This is a genomic window from Plantibacter sp. CFBP 13570, from assembly GCF_014841395.1.
Classification (GTDB): domain Bacteria; phylum Actinomycetota; class Actinomycetes; order Actinomycetales; family Microbacteriaceae; genus Plantibacter; species Plantibacter auratus.
Genome location: NZ_JACYTW010000005.1, coordinates 70,811 through 96,805 on the forward strand (window position 1 = coordinate 70,811; position 25,995 = coordinate 96,805).

Here is a 25,995-nt window from a genome sequence, read left to right on the forward strand (position 1 = left end):
AGATGTCCATCGCAGCAGTCACCCCCGACTCAACACGCCGCCGACTCGCCTCGGCCGGGAAGTTCCTCGTCCTCGTCATCGCCGCCTTCCTCACCCTCGCTCCGGTGGTGTGGACGCTCATCACGGCCCTCACCCCGGCGAACGTCGCCACCGGGCAGACCGAGTTCGGCCCAGGAGCGTTCATCGACGTCTTCCAGAAGATCCCGATCCTGCTGTACACGTGGAACAGCGCGCTCGTGACGCTCCTCATCGCGGCCGGGCAGATGCTCAGTGCGGCCATGGCCGGCTACGTGTTCGCGCGCTTCGACTTCGGCGGCAAGCGCATCCTGTTCGGACTCATCCTCGCCACGATGATGGTGCCGATGCAGGTGACGATCGTCCCCGTGTTCATGCTCGTCCGCGGCATGGGACTCTCGGACACGCTCCTCGCGCTCATCATCCCGATGATCCCGACGGCGTTCGGCACGTTCCTCATGCGGCAGTACTTCATGGGGTTGCCGCCGGAGCTCGCCGAGGCGGCGCAGATCGACGGGGCGGGACCGTGGAAGATCTTCTTCCGCATCTACCTGCCGCTCGCCGCCCCGGGCCTCGCCATCGTCGGCATCCTCGCCTTCAACTACCACTGGAACGAGTTCTTCCGACCGTTGATCCTCACGATCAGCGAGCAGAACTTCACCCTCCCGCTCGGGCTCGTGACCCTGCAGGGCAACCTCGGCACCGGGTCGGTCGCGACCGTCCTCGCCGGTGTCGTCCTGTCCATGATCCCGGCTGCGCTGGTCTTCGTCTTCGGCCAGAAGCCGTTGCGCGAAGGACTCACCGCCGGCGTCAGCAAGTGACCAGCACCACCGCCCTCCCCTCGATCCGACTGATCTCGAACCGAAAGGAAGCCATGACCGGCCTCCACGCAACGCACGTCCTCGACCGCGGCTTCCCGCTGCTGCATCCACGACCCGAGGCCGGGTGGTTGAACGACCCCAACGGCATCATGTTCGTCGACGGTCGCTGGCACGTGTTCTTCCAGTACAACCCGGGGTCGGCCCGGCACGAGGACATCCACTGGGGTCACGTGAGCTCGCCGGACCTGCTCGCCTGGGAGGAGCACCCGGTGGCCCTGGCACCACGCCCTGGCACCACCGACGGCTTCGGCTGTTGGAGCGGCGTCGGGGTCGTCGACCAGGGCCGGCCGGCCGTCGTCTACTCGGGCGCGCGTGATCGACACGGGTTCTCGGAGGTCGTCGTGGTCCACGGTTCGGCGGATGCGCAGGACTGGAGCGGCGAACGCATCGTCGCTGCCGGGCTCCCCGCGGACGAGCGCGTGACGATGGTGCGCGACCCGTTCGTCTTCGAGCTGGGTGGGCGCCGCTGGGCGATCCAGGGTGCCGGCCGCTCCGACGTCGGTGGCGCACTGCTCCTCTACGGTGTCGACGACCTCGACGCCTGGACCGAGGAGGGGTACCTGCTGACGGCCGAGGCGCCGGTCGTCTCGGAGCTCGCTCCGTGCGAAGGGTGGGAGTGCCCGCAGCTCGTGCGCGTCGGCGACGACTGGGTGCTGCTGGTGTCACTGTGGCTCGACGGCCAGCCGCACCGCGGGGTGGCCTGGGTCCTCGGCTCGATGGAGCTCGACGAGGCCACCGGGCGGCCCGTGTTCAGCGCCCGGCGGACCGGCATCATCGACGAGGGGTCGAGCTTCTACGCGCCGCAGGCCGTGCAGTCCGACGGCTCGGACGGACAGTCGGAGCGGGTACTGCTCTGGGGCTGGGCCCAGGAGATCGCACCCGATGGCGTGCGCGGCCGGACGCAGACGGACACCGACGAGCAGGGTTGGTCGGGCATGCTGACGTTCCCGCGCGAGCTCGTGGTCCGCGGCGACGAGGTCGAGCTGATCCCCGCGCGGGAGCTGACGGGGCTCCGGGCCGAGGTCGTCGATTCGGCAGCGCTTCCCGATCAGGCGGAGGTGCGGCTCACCGGCGCAGGCACGGCCTCCCTCGAGCTGGAGGGTTCGGACACGCAGCTGATCTGGCGGGGCGAGCTGGCCGAGGGTGACGAGGTCCGGATCCTCATCGACGCGTCCATCGTCGAGATCCACCACACCGGGCACCCCGCCCGGACGTTCCGGGCGTATCCGGCCGACGGCGAGCGGTACGCCGTGCGGCACGACGCGGCCGTGCGAGCCGAGGCCTGGTCGCTGGCCCTCCCCACGGCAGGCGGCGTGTCGGCGTCCCGCTGACCCGGAAACGCGGTGACGCGCGGCACGGAATGCGCCGCGCGTCACCGCGTGCAGTCGCCGGACCTACTTCGCGAGGAACTCCAGGACGGCCTCGTTCCATTCCTCCGCGTGGCTGACGTTGACGCCGTGCGGCGCACCCTTGACGACATACAGCGTCGACGTCGGGATCGCCGCGTGCGTCCGTGCACCGGAGCCCTCGAAGGGGACGGTCGCATCGCTGTCGCCGTGGATGACGAGCGTCGGGACCGTGACGTTCGGCAAGTCGTCGCGGAAGTCGGTGTTCGCGAACGACGCCATCGCCTCGAGCGCGGCGGGCTTGAACGCCTGGTGCGCGAGCGCGAGGGCTTCCTGACGCTGCTCCTCCGTGACCTTCAGCTCGCCGTCGACCGAGAAGAAGTCGGTCGTGAACTGGTCGTAGAACGCGTCCTGGTCCGCCGTGAGACCTGCGGTCATCTTCGCGGCCTCGGAGACGGGGAGCGGACCGTCCGGGTTGCCGGGGGTCTGCAGCAGGTAGGGCGGCACTGCGGAGGCGAACACCGCACTGTGGATGCGCTCCGAACCGTGGCGGGTGAAGTACCGGGCGACCTCGCCGCCACCCATCGAGAACCCGACGAGCGTCACGTCGCGCAGGTCGAGGGCTTCGATGACGGCCTGCAGGTCGTCGGTGAGCCGGTCGTAGCCGTAACCGGTCAGCGGCTTGTCGCTGCGACCGAAGCCGCGGCGATCGTAGGTGATGACACGGTAGCCGGCGGCCTCGAAGGCCGGGACCTGTTCCTTCCACGACTCGCCCGACAGCGGCCACCCGTGGATGAGGACGACCGGGCGTCCGGTGCCGCCGGTGTCGTCGACGTGCAGCTTCGTCTCCTTCAGCAGGCCGTGGTGTGCGGTGATCTCCGACATGGCGTTCCTCTCCCGGGCCGCAGGTCGCGGCCACTCAGACCAGCTTCGGAGGGAGTGCCGCGAGCGGATGGGGGCTTGCGAACCGCGAGGCGATGTCCTATCCGATGAAGACTCCGGCGACGTGGCGACCCGGCACGTTCACCGCTCGGTCGGGAGCAGCCCCAACCGCCGTGCGGTGGCCAGCGCGTCCTCGCGGGAGTCGACACCGAGCTTCCGGTAGACGTTCCGGAAGTGGAACTTCACCGTGTTCGCGGACACGTACAGCGCCTGCGCGATGTCCTGCCGGGTCCGGCCCTCCGCGGAGAGCTGGAGGATCCGACGCTCGGTGGCGGTGAGCTCCACGAGCTGCACGGTCTCCGGCGTCGGCTCGGGACTCGAGGCGAGCGTCCGCTCGATCCGCGCATGGGTCTCGCTGGGCGACATCGTGCCGAGGAGGTGTCGGAGCGGCCTGCGCGGCGCCACCACGAAGGGCGTCAGCATCCCGGTCCGCGCCGTCGTCGCGATCGCCTGCAGGAGATGCCGCCGACCGTCCTCGTCCGAGTCGTCGGCGAGCGCCGAGGTGATGAGCAGCTCCGTCTGCGCACCGGCGTCGATGTGCTCCTCGGCGAGCCCGGCGGTGGCGAGCTCCCGGGCGAGGGGTTTGCGGTCGCTCAGGAGCGCGAGCCGCGAGGCGACCGCCGCGGTGTGGGCATTGCGGTCACGGCCGTCGAGGAGGACGCTGGCCTCCGTCGGCCGGTCGAGGGCGAGGAGGAGTGACGCTTCCACGGCGTCGAGCAGTCGCTCCGACCCGGCATGACGCAGGCTGCGACCGGCGAACACGCGGGTGCGTTCGATGAGCTGCAGCGCCGCCCGTCGATCGCCCCAGAGGAGTGCGTGCTGCGCTTGCGCGTAGGTGATGAACGGGGCCCAGGACCGCTCGCGGTTGACCTGGAGCTCCAGCGTCGCGAGCGCCGCCTCAGCCGCTGCCCGGTCGACGCGGGCGATGGCGATCAAGGCCCGGGCGATGGCACCCGACAGTTGGACCAGCGGCACCATCCACCCGTGCGCGCCGCCCCCGTCGTCGTGGCGCTCGAGCCAGCGGTCCGCCTCAACGATCTCGCCGCGCACGGCGTAGAGCAGGGCGAGCTTGCCGGAGGCGTCCCCGCCGTTCCGGCCGTCCCAGGACTCGTGCCGGAGCTCGTACGCCTCGCGGAGGACGAGGCTCGCCTCATGGAGGTCTCCCACGAGCAGTTTCGTGATCCCCACCTGCAGCAGGGCTGTGGGGACGCGGGGCGCGAACTCGGTCGGGCGGTGCACGCGGGCCCGGCGAGCGAGCTCCTCGGTGATCCGCGCGTAGTGCAACGCGCGCTGGTGCCGGCCGTGCACGCGGTAGGCGATCATGAACGCCGTCGATGCGCTCAGGCTGATGCGCGCAAGCTCGGAGCGGGCGCGGTCACGGATGTCGTCGGGATGGGTCGGGAGCTGGAACTGCCCCACCGACTGGTCGAGTGCGTCGGTCTCCCCGCGGATGTTGAGCCGGATCTCGCGGACGGCGAAGACGATGGGGTGGTTCGAGAGCACCCGCGCCGGGAGCGCCTGCAGTGCGTGGTCGAGTGTCGCGAGGTCGAGCGCCATGAGGATCCCCCACTCGTACTCGATCACCGAGACGACCGTGTCCCAGTCCTCCTCCTGGATGGCCGTGGTGAGGAGACGGGTGACCGGGGCGACGTCCGTGGGGTGGAGGAACCCCGCCCCGAGGGAGGGAAAGTACCTATTCCGACCGATGCGCACGGGTCAACCCTAAGTGACCGTCACCTGTCGGGGAACACCCGGGGCAGGATGCGGGGTGGTCTTTGGCCGATCCGCCCGGGCCGCGTCGGGGTTGCCGCTCTACTGATCCTCGGCCCCACAGCTGGGGCCAGGTTTTCGGCGGGCGCACCGCCGCTTCACGGGGAAGGCAACACACATGCAGCAGCACACGGGTCGAAGGGGTCACCGCGCACGGTGGCGGAACCGGTGGGGCGCACCGTCCGCCGGTCGCGCGACCATGGGGATCATCGGGGTGACCGTCCTGTCGGCGCTCTCGCTCGTCGGGGTCGGCTCGAGCGCGCAGGCGCTGCCGGGGACGCCGGGAACACCGCAGTCGGGCTCGGTCGTCTACACCGAGGACTTCGAGAACGGCGTGACGTCGCCGACGTACATCGAGGACTACGTCGGAGCCGACGGCACGCGGTACACCGCGGACGCCTCCTGGCGCGACCACACCCAGTGCAACGGCAACATCACGAGCTTCGCCTCGTCCGCGGAGCCGCAGTGCCTCGCGGCGTCGGCGTCCGGTGAAGGGCGCACGCGGCAGCTCGCCTGGGCCCTCGGCGCCGGCGACACGGCCAACCACTCCGTGAGCGCCTGGACCTCGCAGCAGAACCTCACGATGAACCCGCCGAACGCGGTCGAGTTCGCGACCGTCGATCCGATCGCGCTCACGAGCGCCGGCCGGTACCTCACGACCTCGGTGGATCTCGCGGCGGTGTCCTGCAACGCGTCGCAGCAGCCCGTCCTCGAGTTCTTCCTCACCGACGACCAGGGCGGTGCGCACTCCGTCGGGGCCGTCAACGGTTGTACCGCAGCCGGCTCCCGGTCCGTCACGGCACCGGCCACCGGTGCGGCAGGGGCCGAGAACGTCCGCGTCGGCACCTACGTCTCGCCGGGAGCGGTCCTGCTCCCCGGGGCGACCGTCGGCATCGTCGCCCGCAACCTGACCGGCGGCGGCACGGCCGGCAACGACCACGCCTTCGACAACATCCAGGTGCTCGACGTCTCCCCGCAATTGGACAAGTCGTTCAGCCCGGCGAGCGTCGTCGCCGGTGAGACGTCCACGCTGACCCTCACGATCACGAACACCGATGAGCTCGCGGCGAAGAACGGCTGGTCCTTCACGGACGCGCTGCCCGCCGGCCTGACGATCGCCGACGGCGACGCCTCGACCACCTGCCCGTCGGGTGTCGTCACCGCGCCCGAGGGCGGCTCGTCGATCGACGTCACCGGCAACCTCAGCCAGGGGATGACCTCCTGCGCCGTCACCGTCGAGGTCACCTCGCCCGTCGCCGGGACCTTCACGAACGGTCCCGACAACATCACGAGCGTGGGCCTCAACCCGCCGGCCGACGCCACGGTCGAGTTCGTGCCGCAGGCCCCCGCGATCACCGTCGTGAAGTCCGCGTCCCCCGCTGCTGCGGAGTACGCCGTCGGCGACGAGATCACCTACTCCTTCCTCGTCACCAACACCGGCAACGTCCCGCTCACCGACGTCCAGGTCGACGAGGGCGCGTTCACCGGGACCGGTGACCTCTCCGATGTCGTCTGCCCGGCGGGAGCCGCCTCGCTCGCGCCTACGGCGACCGTCACCTGTGAGGCCACCTACACGATGACGCAGGCCGACATCGATGCCGGTAGCGTCTCCAACTCGGCCACCGCGACCGGGACACCGCCCCAGGGCCAGCCGCCGGTCTCACCGCCGTCCGAGGTCACCATTCCGGGCGTGGCCCAGGCCCCGGCGCTCACCGTCGTGAAGTCGGCGACGCCGACGACGGTCGCGGGCGCCGGCGAGGACGTCACCTACTCGTTCCTCGTCACCAACACCGGCAACGTCACCCTGACCGACGTCTCGATCATCGAGGGCGAGTTCTCCGGCACCGGCGAGCTCTCCGACGTGGTGTGCCCGGCCGCAGCCGGCTCGCTCGCCCCGGCGGCGACCGTCACCTGCGAAGCGAGCTACACGGTCACGCAGGCTGACGTCGACGCCGGCTCGGTGACCAACTCGGCGACCGCGACCGGCACCCCGCCGGCGGGCGGCACTCCCCCGGTCTCACCGCCGTCGGAGACCACCGTCGAGTTCCCGGCAGCGCCCGCCATCACGGTGGCGAAGTCCGCGACCCCGACCACGGTCGCGAACGCCGGCGAGGACGTCACCTACTCGTTCCTGGTCACCAACACCGGCAACGTCACCCTCGCCGACGTCTCGATCGTCGAGGGCGATTTCACCGGAACCGGTGAGCTGTCCCAGGTCGTCTGCCCGCCCGCGGCAGGCGCGCTCGCTCCATCCGCGACCGTCACCTGCGAGGCCACCTACACGGTGACCCAGGCCGACGTCGACGCGGGATCGGTCACGAACAGCGCGACCGCGACCGGCACCCCGCCGAACGGTGGCACTCCCCCGGTCTCGCCGCCGTCGGAGACCACCGTCGCGTTCCCGGCGACACCCGCCATCACGGTCGTGAAGTCGGCCGATGCGGTCGCCCAGGACGGCCTCGCGGTCGGCCAGGTCGTCACCTACTCCTTCCTCCTCACCAACACCGGGAACGTCACGCTGACGAACCCGACGGTGGTGGAAGGGGAGTTCTCCGGCGCCGGCGAGCTGTCCGACGTCGTCTGCCCGGCCGAAGCCGCTTCGTTGGCACCGGGCACGACGATCACCTGCGAGGCCACCTACACGGTCGTGCAGGCCGACGTCGACGCAGGCCTGATCACGAACTCGGCGACCGCGACGGCGACACCGCCGAACAGCGTGAACGGTGTGCCGCCGGTCTCGCCGCCGTCCGAGGTCACGATCCCGTCGCCGCCCGTCCCCGGTCTCTCGGTGGTCAAGACGGCAGACGTCGAGCGGGCCACGACCGCAGGACAGGTCATCACCTACTCGTTCCAGGTGACGAACACCGGCAACGTCACGCTGCGTGACGTCGCGGTCCAGGAAGGTGACTTCACCGGCACGGGCACGCTCTCCGCGATCACCTGCCCGACCGGCACGGCGCTCCTCGCCCCCGGGCTCCAGGTCGTCTGCACCGCGACGTACACGGTCACCCAGGCTGACCTGAACGCGGGCTCGATCCGCAACACCGCATTCGGGACCGGCACGACGCCGGGCGGCGAATCGTTCACCTCCGACCCGTCCACGGCCACCGTGAGCACGCCTGGTCCGGTGCTCGCCTCGACCGGAACGACCGTCGCACCACTGGTGGTCGGAGCGGCGATCCTGCTGTTGCTCGGTACCGGGCTCGTCATCCGACGCCGCCTCGTCACCGGGCGCTGACCCGGACCTGACCGATCGGGCGGGTCGAGCCTTCGGGCTCGGCCCGCCCGTCGTACTTCCACCACCACTACCCTGTTGAGGCCATGAGATCCGCGACCACCACGACCCTGCTGCGCTGTGCGGCCTTCGGCGCCGTCGGTGCCGTCATCCTCTTCCTCGTCAGCCCGCTGACGTCGACCGCCGCGGTGCTCAACCCGGTGCTCTACGCCGCGATCGCCGCCGTCACGATGGTGATGCCGATGCTCGCCAGGCACTGGACGGGCGTCCCCGGTGCGACGGTGCTCACCGCAGCCGTCACCGGACTCCTCGCACTGCCCGTCACGGCCCTCGGCCCGGCGATCATCGTCGCGCTCATCGTTCCAGCAGCGGCGATCGACCTGGTGCTCGCCCGCCGCCGTCTCCCCACCCGCGTGACGACCTGGCTTGCGGCTGGGGCCGGCGGCGTCGCGATCTGGGCGCTGTCCTTCGCGGTGATCTCGCCCGACCTCGTCTCGCCGGTGCTCGTCATCGTGCTGCTCGCGGTCCGCGTCGTGAGCTACGTCCTCGCCATGGAGCTGGCCGGTCTCGTCGCCGGGCGCCTCCGCCGATCCGGTGTGCGATCAGGGCGTCGCCGGGACGCCCACCGAGGATCCTCCGACGCCTGATCCGCGTCAGCGTTCGACAGCCGCGTTCCACCGGGGACGGTCGGGGTCGGCGTCCCACTCCTCCAGCACCGCTGCTCCGGAGGCGACCGGGAAGGTCGTGATCAGGCGCTCGTCGATGCCGTACACGAGCGCGACGGCGTCGGTGTCCGTCGAGTCGCCGAGCGCCAGACGCATCCGACCGGACGGGCCCTCGGCCGTCCGTACCGGTCGTGCGAGCAGGTCCTGCGCGGCCGCCGTCACCCGCGACAGCAGGGACGACGCACGAGCCCACGGGACGAACTCGTCGTCGGGGAGCCCGAACGCGCGCGCGAGCCTCCCGTCCAGCCAGCGGTCACGCTTCAACCCGTACGGCGTCGGGACCGACGAGAGCAGATAGCCGTAGACGTGGAGGAGCCCGGCGTTCCCGACGGGCCAGGCCGCGGCGAGGCCGGCGCGCGCATGGAGTGCCTCGAACAGCACACGAGGGATCACGGGCCCGCCCGTGTGCTCGTCGATGACGGTCGACGCACCCCACGAGGCGAACCGGCCTGCCGCCGTGTCCTCGTCGATCGCCGCACCCAACCAGGAGTGCTCCTCGAGCACGGTCGAGGGTTCGGTCTCTGCTCGTCGCGCGAGCTCCGTCATCATCACAGCACCACAGCATAGGCGGCTCGTGCGTCGGTGAATTCACCCGCCGTTCACCCGCCATGGTGATTGCGTCCACACTCGCCGTCCATGATGGACGCAGCGTCCGCAGGAGCGGCCGTGTGAACGAAACGCTCAGAAGGAGCGCCTGTGGCCCCCACCATCCTCTTCGATTTCGACGGCACCCTCGCCCTCGGCGACGGGCCGATCACGGCCTTCGCCCGCGCAATCGCCGAGCGCACCGGCGACACCGGATTCGCGATGCGCGCCGAGGCCGCCCTCGCCGCATTCACGAACGGCGAGACAGACGCCCGCGACGGGTACGACGCCGTGACCCGGATCGCCCGCGAAGCCGGCGTCGGCGCCGACGTCATCGGCGCGTCCTACGACGACTCCCGCGCGCTGCTCGGCTCGAGCGAAGCGGCGGTCGACTCCCCTGAGGGCCTGCCCGCGTTCCTCGAGACGTTGGGCGCCCACGCCCGACTCGTCCTGGCCACGAACGCCCCCGGCGACGGCATCACGGCGCTCCTCCAGTCCTGGGGCGTCGCCGAGGCGTTCGACGCCGTGCACTTCACCGTCGGGAAGCCGGCCGGACTCGTCCCGCTCATCCGCGACGCGCTCGCCGCCGGCCCCGTCCTCGCCGTCGGCGACATCGTCGAGAACGACCTCGCTCCCGCCGCCGAGCTGGGCGCCGACACCGCCCTCGTCGGCGCGACCTTCGAGCGCTCGACGGCCACCGCCACGATGCGTGGGCGGTCGCTCGCCGATCTGTACGAGCAGATCATCGCCTGGGCCGCAGCAGCATCGCGCTTCCCCGACGCCTCCCAGACCTCCACTCCCGCTCCGTCCGCCTCCTGATCACCCTCCACCCTCGAAAGGCATCCCGAACATGCGCAAGACCCTGCTCCTCACCGGCGTCGCGGCCGTCGCCGCCCTCGCCCTCGCCGGCTGCAGCCCCGCCGCCTCGTCCCCGTCGGCCACGGGCACGGCGTCCTGGCCCGACTCCATCACTATCTCGCTCGTGCCGTCGGTGGAGGGCGAGGACCTCGCCGAAGCACTCGACCCGCTCACCAGCTACCTGTCGGAGAACCTCGGCATCGAGGTCAACGGGGTCGTCGCGACCGACTACGCCGCGACCGTCGAGGCCCTCGGCAGCGACCAGGCGCAGGTCATCATCACCGACGCCGGCTCGCTCTACAACGCGACCGAGCGCTACGACGCGAACCTCGTCCTGCGCGACGTCCGCTTCGGCGCGACCTCGTACGCGTCGGTCGCCTACACGAACAACCCCGACAAGTACTGCGCCGAGGCCCCGGTCATGGTCACCTACGCGGCGAGCGACACCCCGCTCTCGTACTGCAACGGCATCGAGCCCGGCGCAGACGCTGCGACCGGCTCGGGACCGGCGGCGCTGAAGGCCCTCGACAAGATCTCGAAGGGCACCAAGGTCGCCTTGCAGGCCGCGACCTCACCCGCCGGATACCAGTACCCCGTGGTCGCCATGCGTGACGCCGGCATCGACACGGACGCCGACATCACCCAGGTGCCGGTCGAGGGCAACAACAACGCGGTCCTCTCCGTCTACAACGGCGACGCCGAGGTCTCGTTCGGCTACTGGGACGCGCGCACGACCGTCCTCAAGGAGGCGCCCGACGTCGCCGACAAGGTCGTCGCCTTCGCCTACACCGACATGATCCCCAACGGTGGCGTCGCCGTCTCGAAGTCGCTCCCGGCCGACCTCACCAAGCAGCTCACGAAGCTCATGGCGGGCTACGCGGACTCCTCCGACGCGGCGAAGAAGGTCATGTTCGACCTCGTCGGCCTCTCCGGCTGGACCGACAAGACCGCACCGGACGAGATCACCCGCTACGGCGAGATCCTCGACCAGTTCTCGAACTGACCTGCTCCAACCGATCGACCCTCTCCAGGAGTCCGGTGCATGAACACTGATCAGCATCGCGCGGAGGCCCGAGCCCAGCTCGCGGCCTCCGCGTCGTGGTCCATCCGTCTCGACGACGTCTCGGTCACCTACCCGAACGGCACGAAGGCGCTCCGCAACGTCTCACTCGACATCGCCGCCGGGGAGATGGTCTCCGTCGTGGGGCTCTCCGGCTCCGGCAAGTCGACGCTCATCCGCACGATCAACGGCCTCGTGCCGGCGACGAGCGGGACCGTCGCCGTCGGGCCGCACACCGTCACCGGTCTGCGCGGCCGGCAGCTCCGTCGGCTGCGCGGGCACGTCGGCATGATCTTCCAGGGCTTCAACCTGGCCGACCGGACGAGCGTGTACCGCAACGTGCTCGTCGGCCGGTTCGCCAGCACCCCGACGTACCGGAACGTCCTCGGCCTGACGACGGCTACCGACCGGGAGCTCGCGCTGCGCTCGCTCCAGTCGGTCGGCATGCTCGACAAGGTCTGGACCCGCGCGGCGCAGCTCTCCGGCGGGCAGAAGCAGCGTGTCGCGATCGCCCGCGCCCTCACGCAGCAGCCGAGCGTCATGCTCGCCGACGAGCCCGTCGCGAGCCTCGACCCGCCGACCGCGCACACAGTGATGAACGACCTGCGCCGAGTGAACACCGAGACGGGCCTCACGGTGCTCGTGAACATCCATCTCATGGACCTCGCGCGCACCTACACGACGCGCATGATCGGGCTCCGCGACGGCGAACTCGTCTACGACGGCTCCGCAGCCGACGCGACCGAGGCGGACTTCGAGCGGATCTACGGTCGCCCCATCCAGCCCGACGATCGGCTCGACCGATGACGGCGACCGGGACCGACGTGAAGCTGCCGTCCGGGACCGACTGGCAGCTGCCGCCCAGGCCGAGCACCCGGCTGCGGACCGCCCTCATCATCGGGGCCGTGGCCGCCTTCACGATCGCCACCTGCCTCCCGGCGATCGGCGGCGTGCAGCTCGACTTCGGCGCGCTCATCTCCCACTGGGACAACGGATCCGGGCTGCTCCTCCAGCTCTTCCAACCCGACGTCGCCTTCCTACCCCGCACGGTGCAACCGATGCTGGAGACGCTGCAGATGGCGCTCGTGGGTGCGGTGGCCGCTGCGCTGCTGTCCGTCCCGCTGACGCTGTGGGCGGCAGCCCCGACGAACCCGAACGGTCTGTCGCGTCGCATCCTGCGCGCGATCGTCAACGTCATCCGAGCGGTGCCCGACCTCGTCTACGCGACCATCCTCGTCGCCATGGTCGGCGTCGGTGCGCTGCCCGGCCTCCTGACGCTCTTCCTCTTCGACCTCGGCATCATCGTCAAACTCGTCTCGGAGGCGATCGACTCGGCCGACCACCCGTACATCGAGGCCGGCAAGGCCGCCGGTGGGACGCAGACGCAGATCAACCGCGTCACCGTCCTCCCGCAGGTCTGGCCGCTGTTCGCGAACCAGTGGCTGTACACCCTGGAGCTCAACGTCCGCATCTCCGCCATCCTCGGCATCGTGGGTGCCGGCGGCATCGGTCGGCTGCTCGACGAACGGCGGGCGTTCTACGCCTACGACGACGTCTCGGTGATCGTCCTCGAGATCCTCGTCGTCGTCGTGCTCATCGAGGTCGCGTCCAACCTGCTGCGGAGGCGACTCGTATGACCGCGAACGATCCGAACCCCGTGCTCCCCCGCCGTCCCTCGCGACTCGTCCCGACCATCGCGGCCGTCGCCGTCGGGATCGTCGTCATCGCCGCGACCGCCGGCCTGCCGATCGACTGGCGCGACCTCGGCACCGTCCCGGCGCAGCTCGTGCACTTCGGCGGGCTCATGTTCGAGAGCCCGAACTGGGAGAAGCTGCCGCGGGCCCTCACCGAGATGTGGCGGTCGATCTCGATGGCCTGGATCGGGGCCATCCTCTGCGTCCTCGTCTCGATCCCGCTCGGCATGCTCGCCGCAGGGTCGGTCGGTCCGGTCTGGCTGCGGCTGCCGTTGCGCGGGGTCTTCGCCGTCATCCGCGCGGTCCCGGAGGTGATCATCGCCCTCATCCTGCTCACGATCACCGGGCTCACCCCGTTCACGGGTGCGCTGGCCCTCGGGATCGCCGGCATCGGCACCCAGGGGAAGTGGGTCTACGAGACGATCGAGTCCGTGCAGGAGGGCGCCTCGGAGGCCGTCCGCGCGGCCGGTGGCGGTACCGCCGAAGTGACGCGCTGGGCGCTCTGGCCTGCCGCCGCCCCGGCACTGCTGTCGCTCGCGCTCTACCGGTTCGAGATCAACATCCGCACCTCGGCGGTCCTCGGGCTCGTCGGCGCGGGCGGGATCGGCAGCATGCTGGCGAACTACACCAACTATCGCCAGTGGGATACAGTCGGGATGCTGCTGATCGTGGTGGTCGTCGTGACCATGACGATGGACGCGATCTCGGGTGCCATCCGACGCCGGATCACCCGGGGCCCCGGCATCGCCCGCACCACCCGTACCGCCCTTCCCGCCCGCACGACGAGGAGCCGCAATGTGGACAGGGTCCGCTGACGCCCCGCCGACGGCCAGGATCGCGATGCTCGCGCCGTCGCTCCAGCCGAGCGAACGCCGGGTGGCCGAGACGGTGGCCGAGGACATCGAGGCGAGCATCGAACGCACCGCCCAGGAGGTCGCCGACCTCGCCGGCGTCGGCCGCGCCACCGTCATCCGCACCGCGCAGTCGCTCGGGTACGAGGGCTACCCGCAGCTGCGGGTCGCCCTCACCCGCGAGGTCGCGCTCGGGACACCGACCGCCCGCGACGACGGCGACGACACGATGCTCGGCACCCTCCGCGCGGCCGTCGACCACTTCGCCGGTCGCCTCGGCCAGACGACGTCGGCGATGACGGAGGAGACGCTCGAACGGTTCGTCCGCGTGCTCGATGAGGCGCCGAGACTGCTCATCGCGGCGAACGGCCTCTCTTCACCGCTCGGTTCCGATCTGGCGATGCGGCTCATCTCGGCCGGCCGACCGGCGGAGTACCTGCCCGACACGCTCGGGCAGCAGATCGCCGCCACCCACCTCGGCCCGGGCGCGGCGTGTCTGGTCCTGTCAGGCTCGGGCGCGAACCGGGCGTCCGTCGACGTGGCCGCGGCAGCTCGAGCGAGTGGCGCGACCGTCCTCGCGATCACCTCGTTCCCGCGATCGGCCGTCGCCGAACTCGCCGATGTCGCGCTCGTGGTCGCCCCCATCGACGCCACCTTCCGGGACGAACTCGTGCACACCTCCCGGGCCGCCATCATGCTCGTGACGGAATCCGTGGTCGGTCTGCTCGTGGGCCGACGGGGCGATCGTGCGCAGCGCGCCCAGTCGGCGACGCTCGCGGTCATCAGCGGCTCGCTGTCGGACGACGCCTCGGACTGACCAGGCTCGGGCTGTTCCGATCGGCACCGGACCGGGCCGGTGCCGGGATCCGCGAGAATGTTCTCCATGCCCCGTCACCGACTGCGTCGTCACCTGCTCACCGCCGTGATCGCGGCCACCGGTTCCCTGCTCGCCCTCACCGGCTGCGCGGGCCCAGCCACGACACCCACCGCGGACACCGACGCGACGCTCCGCGTGGGTCTCGTCCTCGAGCCGTCGGACCTGAACATCCGGACGACCTCCGGCGTCGCACTCGAGCAGGTCCTCATCGACAACGTCTACCAGGGGCTGGTCTCGCGCACACCGGACAACGAGATCGTCGACACCCTCGCCGAACGCCACGAGGTCAGCACCGACGGGCTCACCTACACCTTCGTCCTCCGCGACGGCGTGACCTTCCACGACGGCGCTCCACTGACCGCCGCCGACGTGGTCGACTCGCTCACGCAGGTGCAACAGAACGCGGCGTTCGTCGACCACCTCGACCTGGAACAGCTCCAGAGCGTCACGGCGGTCGACGACCGCACCGTCCGCCTGCAGCTCAGCTCCCCCGACTCCGACCTGCTGTGGGCGCTGACGGGTCGCGCGGGGCTCGTCCTCCAGGCCGGGGCCGACAACGACCTGTCGACGACGGCGAACGGCACCGGCCCGTTCACGCTCGCGTCCTGGAAGCAGGGCGACAGCATCACCGTCGAGCGGAACGACGACTACTGGGGTGACGCTCCGAAGGTGAAGGAGGTCGTCTTCAGCTACATCCCCGATTCGTCCTCGGCCGTCAACGCGACGCTCGCCGGCGAGGTCGACGTGCAGATCGGTATCGATGCGAACCTGCGGGACCAGGTCGCTCGTACCGACGGCCTGACGATCGTCGAGGGGAAGACGACCGACAAGTACACCCTCGCCTTCAACAACCAGCGCGCACCGCTCGACGACCCCCTCGTCCGGCAGGCGCTCCGCACGGCCATCGACCACGCTGCGATCGTCGAGGCGGTCGGCGGCGCCGCGGCCCTGCAGTACGGACCGATCCCGGAGCTCGACCCCGGCTACGAGGACCTCAGCGACGTCGTGACCTACGACCCGGAGGCGGCGAAGGCGCTCCTCGCCCAGGCCGGCCAGGAGGACCTCGCGCTCACGCTCACCGTCCCGAACCACTACGGCACCGCCGCCACCAACGTCCTGGTGTCGCAGTTCAAGGCCATCGGCGTCACCCTCACGGTCGACAGCGTCGAGTTCCCCACGTGGTTGAACGACGTCTACACGAACCACGACTACGACCTCAGTCTCGTGAACCACGTCGAGGCACGCGACATCCGGCACTGGGCGGACCCGGACTATTACTTCGGCTACGACAACCCGACGGTGCAGTCGTTGGTCGCCGAGGCCAGGGCTGCGACCGACCCCGAGGTCGCCGACGAACGACTCCGCGAAGCCGCAGCGCTGGTCTCGAAGGACCACGCCGCAGACTGGCTCTACACCGGGATCACCCTCACCGTCGTGCGCGACGGCGTCACCGGTTTCCCCACCGACTTCGTCAGCGAGCACCTCGACCTCCGGGACGTCGCCGTCACCGACTGATCGGTGGCGGGAGGCTAGTCGCGCTCGGCGGTGCGCGTGGCGGAGGACACCAGGTCGTCCTTCGGCAGCGGTGTCCGGTCGGCGAGGGCCCGCATCCACGCCTCCGTCGTCGCGACCGCGGCGAAGTTCGAGTCGAGCAGCGCCATGAGGGTCGTGTGCACCGTCTTCGCGTCGACGGACCCGGCCCCGTTCTCGAGGTTGATGGCCCCGGTCGCGTCGGAGAGCACTTCCACCTCGATACCGAGTTCCTCGGCGCCCGCCGCGGACGCGATGACGCAGTTGTTCGTCATGTACCCGACGAGCGTGACGGTGTTCACGCCCTGCTCGCGCAGCCACGCTTCGAGGTCCGTCCCGGCGAAGACCGAACCGTACTGCTTCACGACGCCCTTCCAGGACGGCTGCGCGCGGCGGACGACCTCGGGGTGCAGCTCGAAGGCGCTCGTTTCCGGGTCGAAGACCGGTGCACCGCTGCCGGATGAGTGCTGGACGACCACGACGGGCACCCCGGCCGTCGTCGCCGCGTCGATGGCGGTCGCGATCCGCAGGATCGACTCCTCGCGCGGCGGGTACTGGATCGCGAGCGGACCGGCGAAATACTCCTGCTGGACGTCGATCAGGATCAGGGCGCGACGGGTCGTGGTCACAGGGGAACTCCTCGGTTCGGTGATGGCATCGGCACGACGCCGGTTCCATCCTCCCTCGGAAGCGATCGACGCGCGCCACCGATAGTCTCGGCGCATGGGGATCAGGGGTGCGGGGATGCGGTCGGTCGGGATCAGTGCGGGACTCGCCGTGATGGTGGTGCTGTCAGTGTCGGCGTGCGCGTCGTCCGCGACACCGAACGCGTCGCCGACCTCCAACGCACCGAGCGCCCCGGCGTCGGCCGATCTTCTCGCGTGCAGCGACCTCGCGTCGCTCGACACGGTCGCCGGCGTCCTCGCCGCTGAACCGGCGGACGTCGTCGAGGCCGTGCAACCGTCAGACGCCGTGGATCTGGCCGTCCTGACGGCGGCCGGTGGCCTCGCCTGCTCCTGGCGGGTGGGTGCCGGACAGCAGATGATCGGCGACGGAGCGGGCGACTGGGCCTACCTCTCGATCGAGATCCTGCCGGGCGCTGCCGACGACTGGGCACCGCCCTACGCCGGCGACACACCGTCCGAGGACACGAGGACGATCGCCGGTGTCGAGGCGACCACCTCGTCGGGCGAAACCGGATGGCGCGTGTCGGCGCCCGTCGGCTCGGCCTGGGTCGAGCTGTCGATCACCGCCTCCGGACTGACCTCCACAGGCAGCCGGTTCGAGGGCACGCCGTCGGGCGAGGTCCTCGACAACCTCGCCACGGCGGCGGAGACCACCTTCACGACGATGGAGCCCGCCTCCGAGGCTCAGCTCGCCTGGCCCGCGCTCGCGCCACGCGAAGGCGACGCGACCTGCGACGGCGGGCTGGACGAGGCCGGGATCGTCTCCGCACTGCAGTACGGCGAGGCCACCACCACCTACACCGTCATCGACCCACGGGCCCAGCCGATCGGCGACCTGGAGGATGCGGCGAGCGCCCGCGTCGGTGCGTTCAGCTGCGAACTCTTCGCAGAGGGCTTCGGGTACACCGACATCCTGGTCGTGCGCGACGGCGCGACGATCATCGACGAGCTGGCAGCCCAGCCCGACATGGCGGCGGCGCTCGAGCCGGTCACCCTCGAGGGCGCGGTCGACGGCGAGTCGGCACTCGTCGCGCGCCGCATGGACGGTCCGCGGTCGCCGCTCTACCTCACCGTCGGTGAGACGTTCTACGCCGTCAGCTCCGGCGACGGCGCGCAGACGGTCGCCGAGGCGATCATCGCCCAGACGCGGTGACGGCCGGCAGAGCGGTCACTCGGTGTCGAATCCGCAGGTCTGGATGGTCCAGGCGATGAACGCCTGACAGTTCGGGTCGGTCGCGGCGCTCTGCACGGCCTGCGACTCGGTGAACCTCGGGTCGAGCCCGACGTCGGAGACGAGGCTGTCGGCCGGGAACTCGGCGAGGATCGCGGCGGTCTCCTCAGCGGACGTCGCGAAGACTTCGGCACCGGCTGCGACCTCGGCGCTCACACCGTCCAGGGGCAGGAGGTCGCGGATGGTCGTGACCTGCGCCTGCACGGCCTCGAGGTCCTCGCCGACGGTGCCCGACTTCGCGGTCGCCGCCGCCCGGTTGGCCGCGCAGAACGCCGTGTAGTCGGCGGGCCCATCCGCAACGTCGGCGGTCGCAGTAACGGTGGGGGTCGACGACGGCGTCGCGGAGTCGCGATCCTCGCTGGACGGTGCAGAGCATCCCGCGAGGAGGCCGGCGACGAGGAGGGCGGAGCCCCAGACGAAGGCGAGTCGGCTGCGGTGCGGTGCGGTCATGAACGAGGTCCCCTTCATCGGTCTGCGAGTCGGCGCCATCCATGTTGCCGCACCCGCGCGCGGTCCGGAAGGTCCGCGGCGCGGTCCGGAGCGTGATCTCGTATCGTTGATCGACGTGAGTACCTCCCTTCCCACGACGTTCCCGCTGTCCACCGACCGACTCGTCCTCCGCCTGCACGAACCGTCGGACGTCTCCTGGTTGCTCACGGTCTACTCGCGCCCGGACGTCGCCACCTACCTCCTCGACGAGCCGTGGACGGAGGAGGTCGCACGGACGAAGAGCGCCGAGCGGCTGCAGCGCACCGGCCTGGACAGCCCGGCGCGTGCGCTCGCCCTCATCGTCGAGCACGAGGGTGCGCCGGTGGGCGAGGTCCTGCTCTGGTACACCGACCACGAGCGGGGCGTCGCCGAGATCGGCTGGGTCCTCGACCCGGCGCACGGCGGAAAGGGGTTCGCGAGCGAGGCCGTCGGTGCTGTACTCGACGTTGCGTTCAGCACCCCGGGGATGCACCGGGTCGCTGCACAGCTGGACGGGCGGAACACGGCGTCGGCGCGACTCGCGGAGCGGGTCGGCATGCGGCACGAGGCCCACCTCCGGCAGAACTGGTGGAGCAAGGGCGAGTGGACCGACACGGTCGTCTTCGGCCTGTTGGCGAGCGACCGCAGCTGAGGCAGATGGCCCGACGACTCAGCGGCGCTCCTGATCGATGATCAAGAGCGGGTCGCCGAGCGCCAGACGCTGCAGCACCTCGTCCGTCGTCGACCGCTTCGCCTCCTCGACATCGGTGTCGGTCAGCGCGACCGCCTGCCAGAAGGCGACCCGGCCGTTCGGCGTCTCGACGGGAGCCACCACCGGGTCGGCGGTGACCGCAAGGGTCGTGAGGGCGCCGTCGGGATCATCGGTCACGCCGTTGGCGAGCCGGATCCGGTCCCCCAGCCACAGCTCCTGCGGCCCACTCCGCACGTACTGCGCGAGGACGATCAGCGCGCGGTACGGCCACTGGGGCGGCGTCTCGTCCGATGGCGACCGGCGCACGCGCATCGTGAGCTCGTACCCGAAGCCGCTCGTCGTCGGATCGTCGGAATCCTTGCCCCACAGTTCGGTGAGCCCGTAGGTGACGTAGAACCAATGGTCGGGGCCCGGCAACGCCGAACACCCCTGCAGGGCGGACCCGAAGTGCAGTCCGGGCGAGTAGGCGACATGGAACTCGCGGGCACCCGGGTAGTGCTGCGACACCGCCTGCGTGACGGCGTCCCATCCACGCTCATCGAGGTCGTCGAGGTCGTCAGCCTTGGCGGGCTCCGGCTCGCTCGCGGCGGGTGACATCGGTGGCTGCTGGGATTTGCGTCGGAAGAAGCCCATGCGACGAGTGTAGACATCGGTCGTCGACGGACGGCCGGCGGCCATCGACCGTTCCCGCGGCTGTCTTGCCGTGAGCGTGCGAGCGATGCCCCTCCGGCCTCGACGGCGAAGGCTGCGGGAGGACTAGAGTGCTGGCGAAACGGTAGGCGCGACGATGCGGAGGACCGATGAATTCCGAGACCCTCGTGCTGCTCGCCGTATCCGTGCTGGTCGCCGGGTCGTGCGCACTGTTGTTCGTCGTCGACAGCCGTCGGTCGCTCTCCGGGCGGTACATCAACCTCTGGCTCACCGCCTCGATGCTCGCCGTCCTGTGCACCGCTTCCTACCTCGCCGCGACGGGGCTGGGGCATCCGCCCCTGGTCGTGGCGTTGGGGAACGGCGCCATGGTCGGCGCTGTCGGATTCGTCTGGCTGGGCTGCCAGGCGTTCAACGGCCGACGGATCCGGTTCTGGCTGGTCGTCACGGTGGTGCTGATCGTCATGATCCTGACGTTCCTGCCCGAGTCCCGAGGTCCGAACTGGGCGGGGGTCGTCCCGAAACTGCTGAGCCTGAGCCTCTTCGCCGTGCTGACCGCTGTCGAATCGCGGAGGGGTCTCTTCGGGTCGTTCCGAGTGAGCTGGGCGATGACCATCGTGCACGCACTTCACGCGTCCTACAGCGGTGCGCGGGCCGTCGTTTTCGGTCTCCAGGGTCCCCGTGGCGGTGTGTTCGAGCGGTATTTCAACACCGAGATCACGACGGTGATCAACCTGGTGTTCGTCGTCGTCACCACGTTGGTCCTGGTGTTCCTGCGAATCGAAGAGCTCTCCAGCCGGCGGGCAAGCGGAGGACCCGGTTGCTTCACGACGGTCCGTCGGCTCTGGGCACTCCATCGTGACCACCCGGGTTCCGTGGTCCACTCCATCGAGATCGTCGATCTGACCGTGGTCAAAGACGCCTACGGCGTGGCGCACGCGAACGATCTCGTGAGTCGGCTGATCGACAGTGTCGTCCAGTCGAGTCCGGGTGCCCAAGCCGTTGCCAGCACCCGCCGAGGCACCGTCCTGCTCCTGCTGCCTGACGGACACGGCAGCGTGGAGGCGAAGGTCGACGCCGCGATCGAGGACGCCTACTGGAAGCAGTCGGTTGCGCTTGTCGACGGGTACGCGAGCACCCTGCGGATCACGACGCTCTGAGCGGCACCGCCGCAGTCGACCAGACGGGATCAGCTGATGCCCCCCCCTCACCGGCACCCGGGCCGAACGGCGCTCACCACCAGAAGGGCGCTTGCGTCACGTAGGGGGATTCGAGCCTGGCGACCTCGTCGTCCGTCAGCTGCACGTCGAGCGCGGCGGCGGCATCCGTGAGGTGTGCCGGTTTGGTGGCACCGATGATGGGAGCTGCGACCGTCGGGTTCCGCAGGACCCAGGCCAGTGCGACCTGCGCCATCGGGATGCCTCGCTCGACCGCGATCTCCTCGACGGCGTCGATGATCGGGCCGTCGGCGTCCGTGTCGAACGCCTTCGCCACCTCGTCGATGTTCGAGCGGTCCGTGGCTGCGCCGCGCGGCCGAGCGAGTCGTCCTTTGCCGTTCGGCGAGTAGGGCGTGAGGCCGACTCCGGTGTCCGCGCACATCGGGATCATCTCCCGTTCCTCTTCGCGTTTCAGCAGGTTGTACTGGTTCTCCATCGCGACGAAGGGCGTCAGCCCGCCCACCGCTGCGGCCGTCTGCAGCTTCGCGAACTGCCAGGCGTACATGGAGGAGGCGCCGAGGTAGCGCACCTTCCCCGCGCGGACGATGTCGTCGAGCGCTCGCATCGTCTCCTCGACCGGGGTCTCCTCGTCGAAACGGTGGACGTAGTACACATCGATGTGGTCGGTCCCGAGTCGTCGCAACGACGCGTCGACCTGTTCGAGGATGGCCGTTCGGGAGAGTCCCGATCCCCCGGGCCCGTCATGCATCCTCCCCGAGACCTTCGTCGCGAGGACGATGTCCTCACGGCGGCTGAACCGCGTGATAGCGCGTCCGACGTACTCCTCACCGCTGCCCTGTTGGTAGACGTTCGCGGTGTCCCAGAACGTGATCCCCAGCTCGACCGCCTGCCGGAAGAACGGCGCGGACGCCGCTTCGTCCAGGGTCCAACGGTGGAGTCCGCGGTTCGGATCGCCGTAGGTCATGCAACCGAGTGCGAGGCGGCTGACGCGGAGGCCGGTCGCTCCGAGGCGGGTGTACTCCATGGTCGGTGCTCCTTGCTTCAGTGGTGGGGCGAGGGGTGTTCGGAGGTGGCCGCCCAGCTGGCGAGGAGTTTGAGTGACTCCTCGCTCGGTGAGCCGGGTTCGGCGCTGTAGATCAAGAAGTTCAGGCCGGGCTGGTCCATCGGCTCCATCGCCTCGTAGATCATGCGGAGCTCGCCGACGACCGGGTGATGGAACACCTTCTCGCCGGACGTGTGATGGCGGACGTTGTGCGCGCCCCAACGGACGCGGAACTCCTCGCTGCGCGTGGACAACTCACCCACCAGGTCCTGCAGTGCCCGATCGTGCGGGTTGCGCCCTGCCTCGGTGCGGAGGATCGCGACGTTGATGTCGGCCGAGGTCGACCAGCTCGGGTAGAACGCCTCCGCGAGGTCGCGGTGCAGGAACACGAACCGAGCCAGGTTCACCGGGCGCTCCGGGAGCGCGTAGAGGTCGGCGTACAGCGCGCGGAAGAGCGCGTTCTCCGCAAGGACGTCCATGCGGCCGTTCCGGACGAACGCCGGGCCTGCGGTGATGGAGTCGAGGGCGAGTTGCATACCGGGCCGCACGCCGGCCGGCGCAGACCGTCGGCGTGCCCGGATCGGCGATTCGTTCGCCGCCCGAGCGAGGTCCACGAGGTGGGAGCGCTCCGCGTCGTCCAACCGCAGCGCGGAGCCGATCGCGTCGAGGACCGCCTCCGACACCCCCGAGAGGTTCCCGCGCTCGAGACGCGAGTAGTACTCGACGCTCACTCCGGCGAGCATCGCGACCTCGGTGCGGCGCAGCCCCGGGACGCGTCGGTTTGTCCCGCCAGGCAGCTCCACCTGCTCGGGCGCGAGTCGGTCCCTGCGAGTCGTCAGGAACTCGCGCACCTCGTCTCGATTGTCCATGCCGACAACGATATGACGCGGCCTCCGGCGCTGGGGTGTTCCCGCAGGACACCCATCCTCGACCTCGTGGAGGCCGTCCGGGCAGGCACGCAGCGTCTCCCGTGCTCGCGCCGCCCCGAGACGTGCCCTGGCGGAGTATCCCTGCTTCGTCGCCGGTGGTGTGTGATCGAGGGATGCAGATCGACCACGGGAACGCGGCAGCACACCGCGTGTCATCACCGACCTCGGACGATGGCCTCGCCGACCGTGCAGGCCGGAAGCCGCGACAACGCCTGACGCTGCTGCTGGCTGCGCTCGGGTTCTTCCTGATCACCCTCGACATCCTCATCGTCACCATCGCGCTCACCAGCATCGCGCGAGACCTCGGCGGAACGACGGCATCCCTGCAGTGGGTGATCGACGCCTACACGGTGCTGTTCGCGGCCCTCCTGCTCCTCGCCGGCAACCTCTCGGAGCGGTTCGGTGCGAAGCGGGCGTTCGGCGTCGGCATCACCGTCTTCCTCGTCACGTCGATCGCGTGTGCGGAGGCCCCGTCGATCGGTGTCCTCATCGCCGCTCGAGCCCTGCAGGGTGCCGGAGCGGCGTTGATGCTGCCGGCGTCCATGGCGCTCATCCGTGAGGCGTTCCCAGGAGCTCGCGAGCGCGCTCGCGCGCTGGGTGTCTGGGCGGTCGGCGGCGCGGTCGCCACCGCACTCGGGCCGGTCCTCGGTGGCGCGTTGACGACGCTCGACTGGCGACTGGTGTTCGCGATCAACCTGCCCGTCTGCATCATGATGCTCCTGCTGCTCAGGACGGTCGCGTCGTCCCCGTCACGGCCCGAGCCGTTCGACTGGGCCGGACAGTTCGTCTGGCTCATCGCGTCGACGGCGTTGGTGTTCGGACTCATCGAGGGCGGGGCGGACGGGTTCGGCAGTCCCGTCGTGGTCGCAAGCCTCGGCGTCGCGCTGGTCGGCATCGTCGGCTTCCTCGTCATCCAGGCCAGGAGCGCGCACCCGATGATGCCGTTGGATCTGTTCCGATCGATCGGCATGCGCATCGCCCTCGCCGTCGGATTCGCGTTCATGGTGAGCAACTTCGGGACGGTGTTCGTCCTGAGTCTGTTCCTGCAGCAGCAGCTCCAGCTGCCGCCGCTGCTCGCGGGCCTGGTGTTCCTCCCGTCGGCCCTCTTCGCCGTCGTCGGCAACATCGTCAGTGGCACCATCGCCAACCGGTTCGGGGTGCGCGTCCCGATCGTGGCGGGGTTGCTCCTCATGGTGGTCGGGCTCGTCGGCACCGTCGCCACCGCGCACCTGGGGTCGCCGATCTGGGTGGGTGTCTTCGCGTGCTTCACCGCCGCGGGAGGCTCCGTGGCGATGCCGCCGGTGACTTCCGTCGTGCTCGCCAGCGTCCCGGCATCGCGCGCCGGCACCGCGAGCGCGGTGTTCAACACCTTCCGCCAACTCGGCGGTGCGGTCGCCATCGCGGTCTTCGGGGCGCTCCTCACCGGCTCGAGGGGCTTCATCGCCGGGCTGCAACTCAGCCTCGTCATCGCCGCGGGGCTCATCCTCCTCACCGCGATCGCGAGCGTGTTCATCAGGCCGGCGGACGGGTCGTCATGACGCCGCAGTCGACCTGACGGGTTCAGTCAGTGTCGTCATCGATGCCCGGCGTGCGGCCGGGGTCGATGCCCAGCCGCTCCTCGGCCCGCTCCACGTCGGCGAACCGCTGCCCTTCGACGACGAGCAGCACCTTCTTGGGCACCGTCTTGAGCCAGATCCTGCCGCCGTTCGCCAGTTCCCAGTGAGGGTCTCCGCCCTGGGATCCGGCGGGCTGACCAAGGTGCCCGCTCAGCGCCGACTGCAGCGCCTGAGCGGCACTCCGCAGCGCGCCGGGGTCGTCGCTCTTGTCGGAGACAGCGATCACGACCTGGGCGATCGCTTCAGCTGCGACGAGCGAACGAACGGTCGGCAGGTTCACCGGATACCCGGAACGGTGTTGGACACCGCTCGACGTCTCCAGTTTGAGCTGCCACCCGAGACGCTCCGCGAGTGCCGTGAAGTCGTCGCGACCGAGCGGCCACGACACCGACGTGAAGGCTTCGCAGACTGCACCGATCTGTGCGTCCGTAGCTCTGGCGAGTGCATCCATCCGGTCATCCTACGGCTGACTCCGCACCGGATTCGGCGGCGGCGGACGAGACGCCCCGAAAACCAGAACAGCTGCTGACCTGGAGAATCCAGGGCAACGGCCGAGTGAAGCTGATGGAGCCGCCGAAGGGAATCGAACCCTTGAAATCCCACTCAACTTCGAAATTTAGCCTTGGCTAGATGACGTGCTGCCTGTCGCTCTGACCGAGGCGGTGGCATCACCTGGCTCAGAGGATGTTGGACAACATCCACTGGTCCATCGAGCATGCCGTCGAAGTAGTCGCCCTTGGGCGAAGACTTCCCGCTGGATCCGAACGCGCGGGTGTTCTCCAACGGTCGGTCACCCTGGCGCAAGCCGCCCGTGATCAATGGCAAATCCTTCCGGCTGGGCTCGTACCGCAGCATCCCGGAGAGGCCTTGCTGCACTGTCCCGCGCGCGGACACGCCTCTGGGTCCGAGACTTCCTAAAAACGGGCGGAGCCTTCCCCTCGGTCGAGGGTCTGTGCGTTTTGCGATCCCTATCGCCGGTTAGGCGAACGGATCGTCCTCAGTGTGGGATGCCAGGGTGCCCATTACGGGACGTCTCAGGCCCGTCGACGTCGCCAACCGTCGAGGGTGCCCGCGGAAGCGCGCTCAGCCACTCCCCCGAACACATCCGGGCGCCCC

The 25,995-nt window shown here is 70.0% G+C and carries 24 protein-coding genes; 15 read left to right on the forward strand and 9 right to left on the reverse strand.

From position 1 onward, the window contains the following. The first annotated feature begins 2 nt into the window (after nt 1-2). Both IFT89_RS03320 and IFT89_RS03325 read left to right on the forward strand, forming a co-directional pair. Nucleotides 3-836 carry a carbohydrate ABC transporter permease gene (locus tag IFT89_RS03320; RefSeq protein ID WP_244650563.1) on the forward strand — a complete coding sequence of 278 codons (834 nt, stop codon included), beginning with the start codon at nt 3-5 and terminating at the stop codon, nt 834-836. A 53-nt stretch (nt 837-889) separates the two neighbouring features. Then, nucleotides 890-2,227, forward strand: coding sequence for a glycoside hydrolase family 32 protein (locus tag IFT89_RS03325; protein ID WP_192018422.1), 1,338 nt, complete (start codon nt 890-892; stop codon nt 2,225-2,227). Between the two features lie 63 nt (nt 2,228-2,290). Here the strand turns inward: IFT89_RS03325 and IFT89_RS03330 are convergent, their stop codons facing one another. Both IFT89_RS03330 and IFT89_RS20695 read right to left on the reverse strand, forming a co-directional pair. Further along, on the reverse strand, nt 2,291-3,127 hold the full coding sequence (locus tag IFT89_RS03330; protein ID WP_191941568.1) for an alpha/beta fold hydrolase: 837 nt from the start codon (nt 3,125-3,127) through the stop codon (nt 2,291-2,293). 138 nt (nt 3,128-3,265) lie between these two features. Next, nucleotides 3,266-4,897: a helix-turn-helix transcriptional regulator gene (locus tag IFT89_RS20695; RefSeq protein WP_191941569.1), complete on the reverse strand. Its 1,632-nt coding sequence runs from the start codon at nt 4,895-4,897 to the stop codon at nt 3,266-3,268. A 175-nt stretch (nt 4,898-5,072) separates the two neighbouring features. Between IFT89_RS20695 and IFT89_RS03340 the strand changes: the two genes are divergently transcribed. Together IFT89_RS03340 and IFT89_RS03345 are read left to right on the forward strand one after the other, a co-directional pair. Continuing rightward, nucleotides 5,073-8,192, forward strand: coding sequence for a DUF7507 domain-containing protein (locus tag IFT89_RS03340; RefSeq protein WP_202938215.1), 3,120 nt, complete (start codon nt 5,073-5,075; stop codon nt 8,190-8,192). A gap of 83 nt (nt 8,193-8,275) precedes the next feature. Next, complete coding sequence (locus tag IFT89_RS03345; protein ID WP_202938216.1) at nt 8,276-8,836, forward strand: hypothetical protein; 561 nt, start codon at nt 8,276-8,278, stop codon at nt 8,834-8,836. Nucleotides 8,837-8,842: 6 nt separating this feature from the next. Here the strand turns inward: IFT89_RS03345 and IFT89_RS03350 are convergent, their stop codons facing one another. Further along, a complete protein-coding gene (locus IFT89_RS03350) occupies nt 8,843-9,460 on the reverse strand; it encodes an amino acid deaminase (RefSeq protein WP_202938217.1) in 618 nt (205 codons plus the stop codon). Nucleotides 9,461-9,610: 150 nt separating this feature from the next. Between IFT89_RS03350 and IFT89_RS03355 the strand changes: the two genes are divergently transcribed. The 7 genes from IFT89_RS03355 (at nt 9,611) to IFT89_RS03385 (ending at nt 16,354) form a co-directional block, all read left to right on the forward strand. Then, nucleotides 9,611-10,318, forward strand: a complete 708-nt coding sequence (locus IFT89_RS03355; protein ID WP_202938218.1) for an HAD family hydrolase — start codon at nt 9,611-9,613, stop codon at nt 10,316-10,318. A 31-nt stretch (nt 10,319-10,349) separates the two neighbouring features. Next, nucleotides 10,350-11,360 carry a phosphate/phosphite/phosphonate ABC transporter substrate-binding protein gene (gene phnD / locus IFT89_RS03360; RefSeq protein WP_202938219.1) on the forward strand — a complete coding sequence of 337 codons (1,011 nt, stop codon included), beginning with the start codon at nt 10,350-10,352 and terminating at the stop codon, nt 11,358-11,360. Between the two features lie 39 nt (nt 11,361-11,399). Continuing rightward, nucleotides 11,400-12,224 carry a phosphonate ABC transporter ATP-binding protein gene (gene phnC, locus IFT89_RS03365; protein ID WP_086474192.1) on the forward strand — a complete coding sequence of 275 codons (825 nt, stop codon included), beginning with the start codon at nt 11,400-11,402 and terminating at the stop codon, nt 12,222-12,224. Then, a complete protein-coding gene (phnE, locus tag IFT89_RS03370) occupies nt 12,221-13,054 on the forward strand; it encodes a phosphonate ABC transporter, permease protein PhnE (protein ID WP_202938220.1) in 834 nt (277 codons plus the stop codon). Before phnC ends, phnE (IFT89_RS03370) begins: the two co-directional genes overlap by 4 nt. Beyond that, nucleotides 13,051-13,926, forward strand: coding sequence for a phosphonate ABC transporter, permease protein PhnE (gene phnE, locus IFT89_RS03375; protein WP_202938221.1), 876 nt, complete (start codon nt 13,051-13,053; stop codon nt 13,924-13,926). The genes phnE (IFT89_RS03370) and phnE (IFT89_RS03375) overlap by 4 nt, the downstream gene beginning before the upstream one ends. Then, complete coding sequence (locus tag IFT89_RS03380; RefSeq protein WP_202938222.1) at nt 13,907-14,779, forward strand: MurR/RpiR family transcriptional regulator; 873 nt, start codon at nt 13,907-13,909, stop codon at nt 14,777-14,779. The genes phnE (IFT89_RS03375) and IFT89_RS03380 overlap by 20 nt, the downstream gene beginning before the upstream one ends. Nucleotides 14,780-14,845: 66 nt before the next feature. Beyond that, a complete protein-coding gene (locus tag IFT89_RS03385; protein WP_202938223.1) occupies nt 14,846-16,354 on the forward strand; it encodes an ABC transporter substrate-binding protein in 1,509 nt (502 codons plus the stop codon). A 14-nt stretch (nt 16,355-16,368) separates the two neighbouring features. On the opposite strand, the gene IFT89_RS03390 is transcribed toward IFT89_RS03385, so the two are convergent. Next, nucleotides 16,369-16,998, reverse strand: coding sequence for an isochorismatase family protein (locus IFT89_RS03390; protein WP_202938224.1), 630 nt, complete (start codon nt 16,996-16,998; stop codon nt 16,369-16,371). 94 nt (nt 16,999-17,092) lie between these two features. Here IFT89_RS03390 and IFT89_RS03395 point away from each other — a divergent pair, with 94 nt between their 5' ends. Next, a complete protein-coding gene (locus IFT89_RS03395; protein ID WP_202938225.1) occupies nt 17,093-18,208 on the forward strand; it encodes a hypothetical protein in 1,116 nt (371 codons plus the stop codon). A gap of 15 nt (nt 18,209-18,223) precedes the next feature. Here IFT89_RS03395 and IFT89_RS03400 read toward each other — a convergent pair whose 3' ends face one another. Further along, entirely contained in the window at nt 18,224-18,736 is a 513-nt protein-coding gene (locus tag IFT89_RS03400) for a hypothetical protein (protein ID WP_202938226.1), read from the reverse strand. Nucleotides 18,737-18,851: 115 nt separating this feature from the next. On the opposite strand from IFT89_RS03400, the gene IFT89_RS03405 reads away from it, so the two are divergent. After that, nucleotides 18,852-19,406: a GNAT family N-acetyltransferase gene (locus tag IFT89_RS03405; RefSeq protein WP_307783410.1), complete on the forward strand. Its 555-nt coding sequence runs from the start codon at nt 18,852-18,854 to the stop codon at nt 19,404-19,406. Nucleotides 19,407-19,424: 18 nt separating this feature from the next. On the opposite strand, the gene IFT89_RS03410 is transcribed toward IFT89_RS03405, so the two are convergent. Then, nucleotides 19,425-20,099 carry a suppressor of fused domain protein gene (locus IFT89_RS03410; protein ID WP_194645408.1) on the reverse strand — a complete coding sequence of 225 codons (675 nt, stop codon included), beginning with the start codon at nt 20,097-20,099 and terminating at the stop codon, nt 19,425-19,427. Between the two features lie 167 nt (nt 20,100-20,266). Between IFT89_RS03410 and IFT89_RS03415 the strand changes: the two genes are divergently transcribed. Further along, complete coding sequence (locus tag IFT89_RS03415) at nt 20,267-21,274, forward strand: hypothetical protein (protein ID WP_202938228.1); 1,008 nt, start codon at nt 20,267-20,269, stop codon at nt 21,272-21,274. Between the two features lie 73 nt (nt 21,275-21,347). Here IFT89_RS03415 and IFT89_RS03420 read toward each other — a convergent pair whose 3' ends face one another. Beyond that, nucleotides 21,348-22,316 carry an aldo/keto reductase gene (locus IFT89_RS03420; RefSeq protein ID WP_202938229.1) on the reverse strand — a complete coding sequence of 323 codons (969 nt, stop codon included), beginning with the start codon at nt 22,314-22,316 and terminating at the stop codon, nt 21,348-21,350. 17 nt (nt 22,317-22,333) lie between these two features. After that, entirely contained in the window at nt 22,334-23,203 is an 870-nt protein-coding gene (locus IFT89_RS03425) for a helix-turn-helix transcriptional regulator (RefSeq protein WP_202938230.1), read from the reverse strand. A 173-nt stretch (nt 23,204-23,376) separates the two neighbouring features. On the opposite strand from IFT89_RS03425, the gene IFT89_RS03430 reads away from it, so the two are divergent. Then, a complete protein-coding gene (locus IFT89_RS03430; protein ID WP_202938231.1) occupies nt 23,377-24,801 on the forward strand; it encodes an MFS transporter in 1,425 nt (474 codons plus the stop codon). A 22-nt stretch (nt 24,802-24,823) separates the two neighbouring features. Here IFT89_RS03430 and IFT89_RS03435 read toward each other — a convergent pair whose 3' ends face one another. Then, nucleotides 24,824-25,330, reverse strand: coding sequence for a DUF6301 family protein (locus IFT89_RS03435; protein ID WP_202938232.1), 507 nt, complete (start codon nt 25,328-25,330; stop codon nt 24,824-24,826). Nucleotides 25,331-25,995: the final 665 nt, after the last annotated feature.

Coding starts and splice junctions, on each gene's coding strand:
- IFT89_RS03320 (WP_244650563.1), top strand. CDS start 3: ATGTCCATCGCAGCAGTCACCCCCGACTCAACACGCCGCCGACTCGCC.
- IFT89_RS03325 (WP_192018422.1), top strand. CDS start 890: ATGACCGGCCTCCACGCAACGCACGTCCTCGACCGCGGCTTCCCGCTG.
- IFT89_RS03330 (WP_191941568.1), bottom strand. CDS start 3,127: ATGTCGGAGATCACCGCACACCACGGCCTGCTGAAGGAGACGAAGCTG.
- IFT89_RS03340 (WP_202938215.1), top strand. CDS start 5,073: ATGCAGCAGCACACGGGTCGAAGGGGTCACCGCGCACGGTGGCGGAAC.
- IFT89_RS03345 (WP_202938216.1), top strand. CDS start 8,276: ATGAGATCCGCGACCACCACGACCCTGCTGCGCTGTGCGGCCTTCGGC.
- IFT89_RS03350 (WP_202938217.1), bottom strand. CDS start 9,460: ATGACGGAGCTCGCGCGACGAGCAGAGACCGAACCCTCGACCGTGCTC.
- phnD (WP_202938219.1), top strand. CDS start 10,350: ATGCGCAAGACCCTGCTCCTCACCGGCGTCGCGGCCGTCGCCGCCCTC.
- phnC (WP_086474192.1), top strand. CDS start 11,400: ATGAACACTGATCAGCATCGCGCGGAGGCCCGAGCCCAGCTCGCGGCC.
- phnE (WP_202938220.1), top strand. CDS start 12,221: ATGACGGCGACCGGGACCGACGTGAAGCTGCCGTCCGGGACCGACTGG.
- phnE (WP_202938221.1), top strand. CDS start 13,051: ATGACCGCGAACGATCCGAACCCCGTGCTCCCCCGCCGTCCCTCGCGA.
- IFT89_RS03380 (WP_202938222.1), top strand. CDS start 13,907: ATGTGGACAGGGTCCGCTGACGCCCCGCCGACGGCCAGGATCGCGATG.
- IFT89_RS03385 (WP_202938223.1), top strand. CDS start 14,846: ATGCCCCGTCACCGACTGCGTCGTCACCTGCTCACCGCCGTGATCGCG.
- IFT89_RS03395 (WP_202938225.1), top strand. CDS start 17,093: ATGGGGATCAGGGGTGCGGGGATGCGGTCGGTCGGGATCAGTGCGGGA.
- IFT89_RS03400 (WP_202938226.1), bottom strand. CDS start 18,736: ATGACCGCACCGCACCGCAGCCGACTCGCCTTCGTCTGGGGCTCCGCC.
- IFT89_RS03410 (WP_194645408.1), bottom strand. CDS start 20,099: ATGGGCTTCTTCCGACGCAAATCCCAGCAGCCACCGATGTCACCCGCC.
- IFT89_RS03415 (WP_202938228.1), top strand. CDS start 20,267: ATGAATTCCGAGACCCTCGTGCTGCTCGCCGTATCCGTGCTGGTCGCC.
- IFT89_RS03420 (WP_202938229.1), bottom strand. CDS start 22,316: ATGGAGTACACCCGCCTCGGAGCGACCGGCCTCCGCGTCAGCCGCCTC.
- IFT89_RS03425 (WP_202938230.1), bottom strand. CDS start 23,203: ATGGACAATCGAGACGAGGTGCGCGAGTTCCTGACGACTCGCAGGGAC.
- IFT89_RS03430 (WP_202938231.1), top strand. CDS start 23,377: ATGCAGATCGACCACGGGAACGCGGCAGCACACCGCGTGTCATCACCG.
- IFT89_RS03435 (WP_202938232.1), bottom strand. CDS start 25,330: ATGGATGCACTCGCCAGAGCTACGGACGCACAGATCGGTGCAGTCTGC.